This window comes from Candidatus Tenderia electrophaga, from assembly GCA_001447805.1.
Lineage (GTDB): Bacteria > Pseudomonadota > Gammaproteobacteria > Tenderiales > Tenderiaceae > Tenderia > Tenderia electrophaga.
In genome coordinates this window covers 3,245,766-3,259,839 of the sequence record CP013099.1, presented here as the reverse complement: position 1 = coordinate 3,259,839, position 14,074 = coordinate 3,245,766, and the positions used below count along the sequence as shown (strand labels likewise).

Annotated in this window: 10 protein-coding genes and 1 pseudogene; 4 read left to right on the top strand and 7 right to left on the bottom strand. The window is 61.1% G+C overall.

Annotated features, from left to right (window positions below):
• Positions 1-3: 3 nt before the first annotated feature.
• From Tel_14750 to Tel_14730, 5 genes and pseudogenes are all read right to left on the bottom strand, one after another.
• Positions 4-1,524 (bottom strand): type II secretion system protein GspE, encoded by a 1,521-nt coding sequence (locus Tel_14750; GenBank protein ID ALP54301.1) that lies wholly within the window; start codon positions 1,522-1,524, stop codon positions 4-6.
• A gap of 64 nt (positions 1,525-1,588) precedes the next feature.
• A pseudogene (locus Tel_14745) lies at positions 1,589-3,130 on the bottom strand (type II secretion system protein GspD).
• A 428-nt stretch (positions 3,131-3,558) separates the two neighbouring features.
• On the bottom strand, positions 3,559-4,461 hold the full coding sequence (locus Tel_14740) for a hypothetical protein (GenBank protein ALP54300.1): 903 nt from the start codon (positions 4,459-4,461) through the stop codon (positions 3,559-3,561).
• 444 nt (positions 4,462-4,905) lie between these two features.
• Positions 4,906-5,214 (bottom strand): hypothetical protein, encoded by a 309-nt coding sequence (locus Tel_14735; protein ID ALP54299.1) that lies wholly within the window; start codon positions 5,212-5,214, stop codon positions 4,906-4,908.
• A 19-nt stretch (positions 5,215-5,233) separates the two neighbouring features.
• Complete coding sequence (locus Tel_14730; GenBank protein ID ALP54298.1) at positions 5,234-5,959, bottom strand: decarboxylase; 726 nt, start codon at positions 5,957-5,959, stop codon at positions 5,234-5,236.
• 108 nt (positions 5,960-6,067) lie between these two features.
• Between Tel_14730 and Tel_14725 the strand changes: the two genes are divergently transcribed.
• Positions 6,068-8,776, top strand: coding sequence for a DNA polymerase I (locus tag Tel_14725; GenBank protein ALP54297.1), 2,709 nt, complete (start codon positions 6,068-6,070; stop codon positions 8,774-8,776).
• A 529-nt stretch (positions 8,777-9,305) separates the two neighbouring features.
• On the opposite strand, the gene Tel_14720 is transcribed toward Tel_14725, so the two are convergent.
• Positions 9,306-9,947 carry a GTP-binding protein gene (locus Tel_14720; protein ALP54296.1) on the bottom strand — a complete coding sequence of 214 codons (642 nt, stop codon included), beginning with the start codon at positions 9,945-9,947 and terminating at the stop codon, positions 9,306-9,308.
• A 5-nt stretch (positions 9,948-9,952) separates the two neighbouring features.
• Positions 9,953-10,441, bottom strand: coding sequence for a cyclic nucleotide-binding protein (locus Tel_14715; GenBank protein ID ALP54295.1), 489 nt, complete (start codon positions 10,439-10,441; stop codon positions 9,953-9,955).
• A 197-nt stretch (positions 10,442-10,638) separates the two neighbouring features.
• On the opposite strand from Tel_14715, the gene Tel_14710 reads away from it, so the two are divergent.
• From Tel_14710 to Tel_14700, 3 genes are all read left to right on the top strand, one after another.
• The gene (locus Tel_14710) at positions 10,639-11,262 is read left to right on the top strand and encodes a hypothetical protein (GenBank protein ALP54294.1); all 624 of its coding nucleotides are present in this window, start codon (positions 10,639-10,641) and stop codon (positions 11,260-11,262) included.
• 8 nt (positions 11,263-11,270) lie between these two features.
• Positions 11,271-12,902, top strand: coding sequence for an acetolactate synthase (locus tag Tel_14705; protein ID ALP54293.1), 1,632 nt, complete (start codon positions 11,271-11,273; stop codon positions 12,900-12,902).
• A 73-nt stretch (positions 12,903-12,975) separates the two neighbouring features.
• On the top strand, positions 12,976-13,713 hold the full coding sequence (locus tag Tel_14700) for an endonuclease (protein ID ALP54889.1): 738 nt from the start codon (positions 12,976-12,978) through the stop codon (positions 13,711-13,713).
• Positions 13,714-14,074 lie beyond the last annotated feature (361 nt).

Below are 14,074 nucleotides of genomic sequence, written 5' to 3'. Positions count from 1 at the left end.
CGCCTAGTTTTCTTTGGTGACGCGCAGTACTTCCTCCAGCGAGGTCGCGCCGGCCAGCACGCGGCGCAGGCCGTCGTCGCGAATGCCGGCGGTGGTCTGGCGCGCGTGGCGCTCCATCTGCTGTTCGCTGGCGCCGTCGTGGATCATGGTCTGCAGTGGCTCATCGACGATCACCAGTTCGTAGATGCCGGTGCGGCCGATATAGCCCACCTGCTTGCACTCGGGACAGCCCTGGGCGCGATAGAGCGTGGGCGGATTGGCCGCATCCCAGCCGAAGCTTTCGCATTCGCTGGCGCTGGCCGGGTGGGCTTGCTTGCAGTGGGGGCAGAGCAGGCGCACCAAGCGCTGGGCCAGCACCCCGATCAGGCTGGAGGAGAGCAGGAAGGGCTCCACCCCCATGTCGCGCAAGCGGGTCATGGCGCCGACGGCGGTGTTGGTGTGCAGGGTGGAGAGCACCAGGTGGCCGGTGAGGGAGGCCTGCACCGCAATCTCGGCGGTCTCCAGGTCGCGGATCTCGCCCACCATGACCACGTCCGGATCCTGGCGCAGGATGGCGCGCAGGCCACGCGCGAAGGACATCTTCACCTTGGTGTTGACGGCGGTCTGGGAGATGCCGTCGATATAGTATTCGATAGGGTCTTCCACGGTCATGATGTTGCGCTGATTGTCGTTGAGCCGGGCCAGCCCCGCGTACAGGGTGGTGGTCTTGCCCGAGCCGGTGGGGCCGGTGACCAGGATGATGCCGTGGGGGCGGTGGATCAGCTTGTCCAGCTGGCGCATGGCGTTTTGTTCCATGCCCAGGTGTTCCAGGTCCAGGCGTCCGGCCTGTTTGTCGAGCAGGCGCAGCACCACACGCTCGCCACCCTGGCCCACCGGCAGGGTGGAGACACGCACGTCCACCGGCCGGCCGGCGATACGCAGTGAAATACGGCCGTCTTGCGGCAGGCGCTTTTCGGCGATGTCGAGCCGCGCCATGACCTTGATGCGCGACACCAGCAGCGGCGCCAGGTGGCGGTTGGGCTCCAGCACCTCGCGCAACACGCCGTCGACGCGGAAGCGCACCGCCATGCGGCCCTCGAAGGTATCGAGATGGATATCGGAGGCGCCTTCCTTGATGGCCTGGGTGAGCAGGGCGTTGAGCAGGCGGATGATGGGGGCGTCGTCCTCGCTTTCCAGCAGGTCTTCGGGCTCGTCCAGCTCTTGGGCGATGCTGGACAGGTCGTCCTCCTCGCCCATTGTGCCCATCATGTCGAAGGCCTCGCCGGAGCCGCCTTCATAGCTCTGCTGCAGCAGGCGCTCGAACTGCTCCGGGGGCATCACCTCCAATTGCAGGGGCACGCCGAAATAGCGCCGCAACTCGGCCAGGCTGCGGCTGGCGATCGTGGCGCGGCATTGCAGTTGGGCGGCGTCCGGCGTCAGGGCCTTGAGCAGGGCACCGTGGCGCTTGGCAAACCCGAAGCTGAGTCGTTTGCGCGGCGTTGCGGCATCGGCGGGGGTGTCGGCAGGCTGGGTGTCAGTCAGCATCGTCGTTCAATCGACCGCTTTCGGTGCCGGCCGGAAGGGGCTCGTAGGCCGGCGGCAGTTCCAGGAATTCGGGCAACACCGGCACCTCGCTCTCGTCCAACATCATCACGCCCTGGCGCTGAAACTTGAGCTGCTCGGCGCGTACGTAGTCGTATTTGCTGGAGGTGATATTGCCGGCCACGGCGGCGTCACGCACGATGGTGGGACGGATGAACACCAGCAGGTTGTTCTTCACCTTTTCCGAAGACTTATTGCGGAACAGGGCCCCCAGGAAGGGGATGTCGCCGAGCAGGGGCACCTTTTGTTCCGACTCGTTGACGTCGTCCTGAACCAGGCCGCCAAGGACGATGGTACCGCCGTCATCCACCAGCACCGAGGTGCGGATGGAGCGTTTATTGGTGATGAGGTCGGAGGCGCCCTCGGTCGACGGGGCGACACTGTCCACATTCTGTTCGATGTCGAGCTTGACCGCATCGCCCTCATTGATCTGGGGTTTGACCTTGAGGGTCACGCCCACGTCCTTGCGCTCGATGGTGGTGAAGGGATTGTTGGGCGTGCTGCCGTCACCGGTGCTGGTGTAGCTGCCGGTACGAAAGGGGACATTCTGGCCCACCACGATCTCGGCCTCCTCATTATCCAGGGTCAGGATGGTGGGCTTGGACAACACGTTGGCGCGGCTATCGCCCTGCAAGGCCTTGATCAAACCGACGAAATCGGTGCTGCCGCTGTTGATTCGCCCCACCCCGAGAAAACTCAGTGGCGGGGTCGGCGAGGTGATGTTGCCGCTGCGCAGTCCAAGCCCGACCGCGGTGGCATTGAATTCGGTGAAGCTGGTGCCGGCGATGGGTCCCTTGCCGTCTCCCGAACCGTCGACAAACCAGCTCACCCCCAATTCGGCGGTCTTGTTCTCGGTGACCTCGGCAATGACCGCCTCCACCAGCACCTGGGCGCGACGCACGTCGAGCTGCTTGATGACCCCCTTGAGCGAGCGCAGCAGGTCCGGCGGCGCGGTGATCACCAGGGCGTTGGTGGATTCGTGGGCTTGGATGGTAATGGGCGAACGCATTGTCGGCGCCGGCGCCTTACCGCCGCCCTGCTGCTCCTTCTCGAAGCTCTCGCCCAGGCCGGTCAGCACCGGCACCAGATCCTTGGCCTTGGCGTAACGCAGATAGATGACATGGGTGTTGCCGGTGGTCTCCAACGGCGTGTCCAGATGGCTGATAATGGCGCGGATGTTGAGCCGCTCCGACTTATCACCGCTGATGAGGATACTGTTGGTGCGCTCGTCGGCCACCAGCACGGCGGCGCCGGACTGCTGATTGGGATCCGTACGCTTACCCTGCTGACGCAGGTTTTCCAGAATGCGCACCACCTCGGTGGCCGAGGCGTGCTTGAGCGCCATCACCTCCAGATCGGAGGCGCTGGCCACATCGATGCGGTTGATGATGCTCAGCAGGCGGTCGACGTTGGCGGCGGCGTCGGAGACGATGAGCACGTTGGTGGGGGCATAGGCGGCCATGTGGCCGTGCTGGGGCACCAAGGGCCGCAGGATGGGCACCAGCTGGGCGGCGGAGACATTTTTCACATCGATGACGCGGGTGACGATTTCGTCGCCCTCGGCCTGGCCGCGCAGCCGCTCGGCGCCGCCCATCTGCTTGGCGTTCACCGAGGGCACGATCTTGATCACGTTGCCCACCGGCACGGCGGAGAAGTTATGGACTTCGAGCAGGGAGAGGAAGGTCTGATACACCTCATTGGCATTCATGGGCTTGGATGAAATGACCGTGACCTTGCCCTTGACGCGCGGATCGATAATGAAATTCCTGCCGGTGAACTCGGCCACGGTGGCGATGACGGTTTCCAGCTCGGCATCCTTGAGATTAAAGGTGATGCTGGACTGCTGGGCCTGGGCGGCGCCCAGCCACAGGCTGCTGAATACCAACAAGGCCGCCAGCCACCACCCGCGGTGCCGGACATGCGTGGCGTTTGGCCTGCAATTCATTTGACTTGATTCCATTATTTTCCTACTCGCCCCTAATTCATTGGCAGGGCGAAGCGTTGCTTAATGCCGTCGCGCTCCACCACCAGGTCGAGGGTATCAGCGTTGGCCAAATCCTTCATTAAACCGAAGCCCTTGGCGGGACTGTCCAGCGCCACGCCGTTTACCGCGGTCACCACATCTCCCGGCCGCAGACCGTAACGGGCCAGAAAACTGGCGTCACGGCCGGCTTGTAGTTTGTAGCCGGCAAACTTGCCGTTGTCATAGGCCGGGTTGATACGCACCAGATCGGCCACCTGCTGGGGATCATTTAATAAAGTATCACGGTACTCACGCAGCGAGTATGAACGCCGCGGCGCCACGGCCGGCGTCCTGCCACCGACACCGGCGGCAGGGTCCGCCGCCCGGGCCGGCGCTGTGACACCCATGTTCAATGACTCTTTGGGCAGCTTGAGGGTTTCATAGCGCCCGCCGCGCTTGATCACGATGCGGTCGACATGGATCTCATCCAGCTCGGCATTGCCCGGCAGCTGGTCGCCGATGCGGTAAAAATTCTCTTTACCGGACGCGTCGGCGACGATGGCGCGCGCCTCGCGCGGATCGGTGGAGGCAATCAGACCCCGCAGGGTAAGTTTGAGATTGGTCTCCGGCAAATCCACCGGCTTGGGCGCCACCACCTCACGCGCCACCTCGCCGAACAGGTGCCACTGGGGAATCTGACGCGCCAGCCCGCTGTCGCTAGCGCCGCCGGCAACGGCGACACTCTGCCCCGGCGTCGGCAACAAGGCCGGCAATTGCGGTTCGGGCCAGAGGCGCCAGGTCAGCTGGGCCAGGCTGTAGCACAACATCAGGATCAGCAGCACATGCACCAGGACGCGCAGGCGCGCACCCGGCTGGCGGCACAACATGAGCAAATCCTTCCCGCTGATGGCGACCACGATTACAACAATCCTTTTTTGTCGGCCAGCCCGGGCGGCGCTGCGCACAGGCGTGCGGCATCACTTATGCACACCATCGAACGGCTACAGCGATTGCCTGTTAAACGGTTACCCTGATCGTCCACGGCGTTTGATTGAACTCCACAACTCATTGATTTTTATATCTATAAACGCCTGGGCACATTTTGACCAATCCTGGGATGGCGCCCTTATGGCGGCATCTATCTCTGTTTATGACAAACTTTCCACACACTTATCCACAGATTTTGTGCATAACTGAAAAACAACCCAGCGCCAACAATAGGTTAGCGCATTTTATTGGCAATTCTTTACAAAAAGACGTCTAAGCAAGGATTATTCTGTTTGTTTTTGTCACCATCAACAATGCCGCACCGATACCGGAATAGCGCCCGGCTCGGTGGCATCAACGGTGAAGCGAAACGTCTACCAGCGCAAGACGGGCCAGCGCGGAATGGTCAGATCGGGTTCAAGGTGATTCTGGCGGTTGTCCAGCAGTCCGTCACCGTCCGTATCGATCAGATAATAGGGGGCGCCCTTGGTGGGCACGATTTCGATCATGTAGAGCTGGCCATTGACGCGATATTCCTTGACCCGGCCCTGTTCCGTGGGGGTGATGACCACCTCCGGCTCCATGGCCTGATCCAGGGGCGACGCGCCCTCTTGCGGCGCTTGGGCCAGCAGCGCGGGGGCCGACAATAACGTCCACAGGGCCAATAAATATCGGGTTTGCATCAATCCGTTCGTCTCGTCCTTACAGATCCATCAGCCGTTCTTTTTCCTCCGGCGACGGCTCGAACCTGCGCGTTTCGTAGTGGCTAAAGATAGCATCTACCACCTCGTTAGGCGAATCCACCAGTTGTATCAACTGCATGTCCTTCGCCGCAATCACCTTCTCCTTGACCAGGGTGTGCTCGAACCATTGCAACAAGCCCTGCCAAAAAGGTTTGTGCACCAGGATGATGGGAATGCGGCGTGTCTTCTTGGTCTGCACCAGGGTCAGGATCTCGGCCAGTTCGTCCAGGGTGCCGAAGCCGCCGGGCAGCACCACATAGGCCGAGGCGTATTTGACGAACATCACCTTGCGCGAAAAGAAATGGCGGAAATTGAGCGAGATGTCCTGATAGGGATTGGCGATCTGTTCAAATGGTAACGCGATATTCAGGCCGATGCTGGGGGACTTACCGGCGAAGGCGCCCTTGTTGGCCGCCTCCATGATGCCGGGGCCGCCGCCGCTGACCACGCTGAAGCCGGCTTCGGACAGGGCCATGGCGATCTCCTCGCCCAACGTATAATAGGGGTGATCGGGCGGCGTGCGGGCCGACCCGAAAATGCTCACCGAAGGCTTGATCTGCGCCAGGCGTTCGAAACCCTCGACGAACTCGGCCATGATCTGAAAAATCTTCCACGATTCGCGCGTCAGCATGGAATCGTTGGGTTGCGCCATGCCGGGATGACTGGATTTTTGTTGCTCGTCCACTGCGGCCCTCCTGCTGTCACTGAATGGGGTTCTCACCTCGATGGACGAAGTGTTGCATAATGTTGCCCCACCTCACTATCAGTTTAGAAGACAAATCCGGCATTCATTATGACCACACCCAAACCGCTCATCCTCGTCGACGGATCCTCCTACCTGTATCGTGCCTTTTTCGCCCTGCCGCCGCTGACCACTGCCGACGGCCAGCCCACCGGCGCGGCCTACGGCGTGGCCAATATGCTGCGCCGTCTGCTGAAGGACTACGAGCCCGACTTGATGGCAGTGGTGTTCGACGCCAAGGGCAAAACCTTCCGCGACGAGCTATTCGAGCAGTACAAGGCACACCGGCCACCCATGCCGGACGACATGCGCAGCCAAATCGAACCGCTGCACGAACTGGTGCGGGCCATGGGCATTCCCATGCTGATCATCGACGGGGTGGAGGCGGACGACGTCATCGGCACCCTGGCACGCCAGGCCACCGCGCACGGCCTGGATACCGTTATTTCCACCGGCGACAAGGACATGGCCCAGCTGGTGGACCGCAAGATTAGCCTCATCAACACCATGACCAATACGCGCCTGGACCACGACGGGGTGATCGACAAATTCGGCATCCCGCCGGAGTGCATCATCGATTATCTCGCCTTGGTGGGCGACAGCTCGGACAACATCCCGGGTGTGCCCAAGGTCGGCCCCAAGACGGCGGTAAAGTGGCTCAAGGCGTACGGCTCCCTGGATGCGATCATCGAGCGGGCCGATGAGATCAAGGGCAAGGTGGGCGAGAGCCTGCGCGACAACCTGGAGCAGCTGCGCTTATCGCGCCAGCTCGCCACCATCAAATGCGATGTAGAGTTGGCGCAGACACCGGAGCAACTGAAACTGCAAACCCCGGACACGAAGGCTTTGCGCCGGCTGTATACGAAGCTGGAGTTCAAGACCTGGCTGCGCCAGTTGGACGAAGGGGCGCCGGAGGCAGAGGGCATAGGCGAGCCCGAAAGCGCCGCCGTGGTGACCGACTACCAGACCCTCCTGACACAAAAACAGCTGGATCAATGGCTGAACAAACTCGCCAAGGCCGAACTGTTCGCCTTCGACACCGAGACCACCGATCTGGCCTACATGGCCGCCCGCATCGTCGGCGTGTCGTTCGCCATCAACAGCGGCACAGCGGCGTACGTACCCCTGGCCCACGACTATCCCGGCGCCCCCGAGCAACTCGATCGCGATGAGGTATTGGATCAACTCAAACCGCTGCTGGAAGACGACGGCAAGAAAAAAGTCGGCCAGAATCTGAAATACGACATGAGCGTGCTGGCCAACCACGGCATCACCCTGCGCGGCGTGCAGTTTGACACCATGCTGGAATCCTATGTCTACAACAGCACCGCCTCGCGCCACGACATGGACTCCCTCGCCTTAGCCTATCTAGGCCATCAGACCATCCACTTCGAACAGATCGCCGGCAAGGGCGCCAAACAACTGACCTTCAACCAGATCGCCGTGGAGCAGGCCGCCCCCTATGCCGCCGAGGATGCCGACATCACCCTGCGCCTGCATGAGACCCTGTGGCCACGGCTGGAACAAGAGCCCGGCCTGAAACAGGTGTTCGAGACCATCGAAATGCCGCTGGTGCCCATACTGTCGGACATCGAACGCCGCGGCGTGCTCATCGACACCGGCATGCTGGCCAAGCAGAGCAAGACCCTGGCCCGGCGCATGGACGAGATCGAGCAGCAGGCCCACACGGCGGCGGGAGAACGCTTCAACCTGGGCTCCCCCAAGCAGATCCAGGCCATTCTCTACGACAAACTGGAACTGCCGGTGCTGCAAAAGACCCCCAAGGGGGCGCCCTCCACCGCTGAGGCGGTACTGCAGGAGCTGGCGCTGGACTTTGAGCTGCCGCGTCTGATCCTGGAACACCGCGGCATGAGCAAACTCAAGTCCACCTATACCGATAAACTGCCGCTGCAGATCAATCCCGACACCGGCCGGGTGCATACCTCCTATCATCAGGCGGTGGCGGCCACCGGGCGGCTGTCCTCTTCGGATCCCAACCTGCAGAATATCCCCATCAGAAGCGAGGAGGGCCGGCGCATCCGTCAGGCCTTCATCGCTCCGGAGGGCTGCCAACTGCTGGCGGCGGACTATTCCCAGATCGAGCTGCGCATCATGGCCCACCTCTCCGGCGACGCAGGGCTGGTCAAGGCGTTTCAGGAAGACAAGGACATCCACAGCGCCACCGCCGCCGAGATCTTCAACCTGCCGCTGGATAAAGTGGAGCCCAACCAGCGCCGCAGCGCCAAGGCCATCAACTTCGGCCTGATCTACGGCATGTCGGCCTTCGGCCTGGCCAAACAGCTGGGCATCGCGCGCGGCGCGGCCCAGGAATATGTGAATCTCTATTTCGAGCGCTATCCGGGGGTGAAGGCCTTTATGGACCGCATGCGTGCCCAAGCCCACGACCAGGGCTACGTGGAGACCCTGTTCGGCCGCCGCCTCTACCTGCCCGACATCAATTCCCGCAACGGCCAGCGCCGTCAGTACGCCGAGCGCGCCGCCATCAACGCCCCCATGCAGGGCAGCGCGGCCGACATCATCAAACGCTCTATGATCGAGACCTACGCCTGGCTGGCCGACAGCAAGGTCGAGGCACGCATGATCATGCAGGTACACGACGAGCTGGTGTTCGAGGTGAAAACAGGCCAGATAGAGGAAGCCAAGGACGGCATCCGCCGCTGTATGGCCGGCGCCGCCGAACTGGATGTGCCCTTAGTGGTGGATATCGGTGTGGGGGCCAACTGGGACGAGGCCCATTAAGCGCGGGCGAGAAATGCGGATTAAGCCAAAAAAATTACCTTAAAAAAAGAAGATCGGCCCTTGAACTTTTAAATTCCGGGCCGATCTACATAGGTAAGCGCTACCCTTTGCGCTTAATCCCGCTCCCCTCCCTGAGCGGGGCCCCCTCTACCCGGTTTCCCCAAGCCGGGCTTAGACTTGATGCCCCGGACTCCCTCCAAGTTTCCGGGGCTTTTTTTATACCCGTATACACACAAACTAAGGCGATTATTTTGACTGATTCTAAGATTGTTGTATAATTACGGAAGTTATGGGTCCGTTGGAATTCCTCCCTCAGCGGACACGACTGCCGGACATTCCCCCAATATCCGGCAGAGCCTTCGCCCCGGTCCCCCCAATTGGCCGGGGTATTTTTTTTAAGGCCCCGCTATTGAACTTTAATTTCAGCACCGCTGTCAAATTTTCGAACGCAACAATCTGCCTTCTCCTCCTCAGTTAATGGCAGACTCCCACCTAACCCCTGGGTGGTAATTTGAGCCCCGAACCGTGGTTAATTCGGGGCTCTTTCTTTTTCCGCCGCCCGCTCGAACCAGGCATCCAGCACCGTCCATACCTCCTCGGTCCCCAGGCCCTTCAAGGCTGAAAACAACTGCACCGTGGCCCAGGGCCGCTCACGTTCCACACCATAGTCGTTGGCCAGCACCTGGCGCACCTGTTGCAGCACATTGCCAGCGGCGCCGCGGCCGAGCTTGTCGGCCTTGGTGAGCAGGATGTGCAATGGCATGGCGCTGTGCTGGCACCAGAGGATCATCTGGCGATCGAATTCATTGAGCGGATGGCGGATATCCATCATCAATACCAAGCCGCGCAGCGCCTGGCGCTGCTGCAGATAGGCTTCCAGGGTGTGCTGCCAATGCAGTTTCACCTTTTCCGACACCTTGGCGTAGCCATAGCCGGGCAGGTCGACGATATGGCGCTGCTCATCCAGGGCGAAATAATTGATCTGCTGGGTGCGGCCGGGGGTTTTGCTGGTGCGGGCCAGCGACTTTTGCCCGGTGATGCGATTGATGGCGCTGGACTTGCCGGAATTGGAACGCCCGGCGAAGGCGACTTCCGTGCCTGTGTCGGGCGGCAGTTGCGACAGGTTGTGGGCGCCGGTGACGAAGCTCGCGCGTTGATAGAGGGGATGCATCGGGACTATCTTTTGCCCGGTCCGTAGATGTAACGCGACAGGTTGATCTCTTCCGTGCTCAGTCGCCGCACCAGGTGATCGAGGCTGATAATGGCGTGCTCCAGCAGATTCACGGCGATGTAGGGGTGTTCGATCCTGAGCCGGTCGTACATGGGGCGCGGCAATTTAAGCAGCTCGGTATGGGCGCTGGTGGCACGCATCTGCAGCATGCGCGGTTTGCGGTCGAAGAAAGACATTTCACCCATCAATTCGCCCTCTTTCATGGCCCCCACCTCCACCTCGCGGCCGCTGTCATCGAACAGCAGCGCCGCCTCGCCGCGCACCACGAAATACAGTGCATCGCCCACCGAGCCCGCCGGGGCGATGGTCTCATTCTTCTTGAATGACACCAGCTCGGTATATTCCAGCAGTTTCTCAACCTCGCTCATGGTCAAGGATTCGCACAAGTATTGCTGGTTCATGAAGGCCTTCAGATCTATCCCTTTACCCGACATGGCGCGCCTGCTCCTAAAAAATTGTGAAAAAATTCAGAACGATATTACCAACAAAACGGTCTCATGTTCTAGCGCGGCAACAGCCCACGCGCTGATGTGCGCGCCTCACCCACAAGCCGCCGACAATCAGATACAATTTGCGCACTTGATCTCCACAGTCACACCGAGAGTCATTAACAATTTAAGGATATTGCATGATGAAACTGTTCAAACTCGCCCTGCTGACGCTGATTCCGTTTTTCGCCATGTCAGGCGCCCATGCCGCGCCATTGCAAGAGGGCGTGACCCATGTGGCCATCGTACCGGCCCAACCCACCTCCACCGACGAAGGCAAGATTGAGGTGGTGGAAATCTTTTCTTATGGCTGCTCCCACTGTCACCGCTTCGAGCCCATGCTGGAGCGCTGGCTGAAGAATAAGCCGGACAATGTGGAATTTGTGCGCCTGCCCGCCATTTTTAACAGCACCCTGGCCCTCTACGCGCGCGCCTTCTATGCCGCCGAGGCCCTGGGTGTGCTGGATCAGATCCACCAACCCTTCTTCGAGGCCATCCACCTGCAGAAACGGCGCATGAATAGCGAAGAGGAAATCGCTCAGTTATTCGTCGAGCACGGTGTCGACCGCGACAAATTCGACAAGGCCTTCCGCTCCTTCGCGGTGGAGGCCAAGGTGCGCCGCGCCGCCGAACTGGGCAAGCGCTACGGCGTGCGCGCCACCCCGTCCATGGTGGTGAACGGCAAGTACATCACCGATCCGGGCAAGACCAACGGCTTTCGCGGCATGATCGAGACGGTCAACGCCCTGGTCGAAAAAGAGGGTTAAATCACCTTATGAACGCGGCTGAACTGTTCGTTCGCTGCCTGGAGAACGAAGGTGTCGAGTACATCTTCGGCATCCCGGGCGAGGAGAACCTGGCGGTGATGGACGCCTTGCTGGACTCCAGCATCCGCTTCGTCACCGTGCGCCACGAGCAGGGCGCCGCCTTCATGGCCGATGTCTACGGCCGCCTCACCGGCCGCGCCGGGGTGTGTCTCTCCACCCTGGGTCCCGGCGCCACCAATCTGATTACCGGCGTGGCCGATGCCAACATGGACCACGCCCCGCTGGTGGCCATCGCCGGTCAGGCCGGCACCAACCGGCTGCACAAGGAATCGCACCAGGTGCTCGATCTGGAAGAGATGTTCCGCCCCATCACCAAATATTCGGCGCGATTGCTCAGCCCCAACATCATCACCGAGGTGGTGCGCAAGGCCTTCAAGCTGGCCCAGGCCGAAAAGAGCGGCGCCTGCTTTATCGAGTTCCCGGAAAACATCGCCGACATGGCAATCGAGGATGAGCCGCTGTGGTCGAAGCAACCGGTCATGCCCGCGCCTTCCGAACTACGGGTGGAGTCGGCCGCCCAAGCCATCTCGGCGGCCAAGCACCCCATTATCCTGGCCGGTCACGGCGTCATACGCGCCGGGGCCGCGAAGGAATTGGCCGACTTCGCCGACCGGCTCAACATTCCGGTCTGCAATACCTTCATGGCCAAGGGCGTGGTGCCCTTCAAGCACCCCATGAACCTGGGCAGCGCCGGGCTGCAGGCCAAGGACTATGTGGGCATCGGCTTCGACAAGGCCGATGTCATCATTTGCGTCGGTTACGACCTGGTGGAATACCACCCCTACCTCTGGCACCCCACCAAGGACCGCAGCATCATCCACATCGACGTGGAACCGGCCGAGGTGGACGCCCATTACGGTGTCAGCATGGGCGTGGTGGGGGACATCAAGCTCAGTCTGCAACGCATCGCCGAACGGGCCACCCCGCACCAGGGGGAACCCATGCGCGCGCTGCGCCAAGCGCTGATCAAGGACATGAACGAACACGCCGAAAGCCGCGCCTTCCCAGTGCAACCGCAAAAGCTGATCTGGGACCTGCGCACCGCCATGAAGCTGTCCGACATCGCCATCTGCGACGTCGGCGCCCACAAGATGTGGATGGCGCGCATGTTCCGCTGCGAGCGGCCCAATACCTGTCTCATCTCCAACGGCTTCGCCAGCATGGGCATCGCAGTACCGGGCGCCATCGCCGCCAAACTGGCCTATCCTGATAAAAAGATCGTCGCCGTCACCGGCGATGCCGGCTTTCTCATGAACAGCCAGGAGATCGAAACCGCCATGCGCCTCAAGACGCCGATTGTGATCCTGATATGGAATGACAGCGGCTACGGCCTGATCGAGTGGAAACAGATGAGCCATTACGGCCGCAAGAGCCACGTGGATTTTGACAACCCGGATTTCGTCAAATACGCCGAGGCCTTCGGCGCCAAGGGCTATCGCATTGACAAGACCGAAGATCTGCTGCCGACCCTGAAGCAGGCCTTGGCCGACGACACGGTCAGCATTATCGACTGCCCGGTGGACTATTCAGAAAACCTGAAACTGACCGCCAAACTGGGTGAGACCATCATACATCTATAACACAATGCAAACCGCCGACTGCGTCAACAACGCGCCCGCCGACGCCGCCGACGGCGGCCGCAAGATCCGGCTGATGAGCTTCAATATCCAGGTGGCCATCGCCTCCACCCGCACGCGCCATTACCTGACGCACAGCTGGAAGCACATCCTGCCGCACTCCCAGTGCCTGGACAATCTCGACCGCATCGCCCAGGTGGTGGGCGATTACGACATCGTCGGCCTGCAGGAGGTGGACGGCGGCAGCCTGCGCAGCCATTTCATCAACCAGGTGGAATATCTGGCCCAGCACGGCAGTTTCCCGTTCTGGTACAACCAGACCAACCGCAACCTGGGCAAGTTCGCCCAGCACAGCAATGGCATCCTGAGCCGCTTCAAGCCCTCCGAGGTCACCGAATACAAGCTGCCCGGCATGATGCCGGGGCGCGGCGCCCTGATGGCGCGCTTCGGCTCCCACGATCACAGCCTGACCCTATTCCTGGTACACCTGGCACTGGGCAAACGGGCACGCCAATATCAACTGGACTTCGTCGGCGAACTGGTGAGCGACTACTCACATGCCTGTGTCATGGGGGATTTCAACTGCAGTTTGGACAGTGAAGAGATGCGCAGGCTGTTCGCCAACACCGATTTGTGCGCACCGGAAGAGACCCACCTGACCTTTCCCAGCTGGCGCCCGGCGCGCAATATTGACCACATCCTGACGACGTCGGCGGTGCAGGTCAACGAGGTCAAAGTAGTGAATCAGGCGCTGTCAGACCACTTGCCCATCGCCATGGAGATCTGCCTGCCGCAAGCACCTGGGGCCGACTAATCCGCCTGTCTCAGCCCCCTGCTACCGGGGCAGGCCCAATCCAATGGCACGCCCTACCGCCGCCTTGAACCGTGTCCCTACGCACAATGGTGAGACAGGCGCGCTAGCCCGCATTTCTCACCACTCTCCTACTGCGAACACCAATCCATCTGATTTGACAGGGCGTTCTCACTCCAGCCAGCTTGACGTAGTGTCGACTACGCCTGCACCGTCTTCCGCTCCGAGCACCCCGTCAAATCAGCGCCTTGGCGCTCTCGCAACGAACAGTGGTGAGAAATGCGGGCTAGTCGCTCTTTTCACGGTCTTGCTGTTGCTCCTTGTGCCGATCCTCTTCGGCGCGCAGGCGGCGATTCTTGCGATC

Coding starts and splice junctions, on each gene's coding strand:
- Tel_14725 (ALP54297.1), top strand. CDS start 6,068: ATGACCACACCCAAACCGCTCATCCTCGTCGACGGATCCTCCTACCTG.
- Tel_14735 (ALP54299.1), bottom strand. CDS start 5,214: ATGCAAACCCGATATTTATTGGCCCTGTGGACGTTATTGTCGGCCCCC.
- Tel_14710 (ALP54294.1), top strand. CDS start 10,639: ATGAAACTGTTCAAACTCGCCCTGCTGACGCTGATTCCGTTTTTCGCC.
- Tel_14715 (ALP54295.1), bottom strand. CDS start 10,441: ATGTCGGGTAAAGGGATAGATCTGAAGGCCTTCATGAACCAGCAATAC.
- Tel_14750 (ALP54301.1), bottom strand. CDS start 1,524: ATGCTGACTGACACCCAGCCTGCCGACACCCCCGCCGATGCCGCAACG.
- Tel_14720 (ALP54296.1), bottom strand. CDS start 9,947: ATGCATCCCCTCTATCAACGCGCGAGCTTCGTCACCGGCGCCCACAAC.
- Tel_14700 (ALP54889.1), top strand. CDS start 12,976: ATGAGCTTCAATATCCAGGTGGCCATCGCCTCCACCCGCACGCGCCAT.
- Tel_14705 (ALP54293.1), top strand. CDS start 11,271: ATGAACGCGGCTGAACTGTTCGTTCGCTGCCTGGAGAACGAAGGTGTC.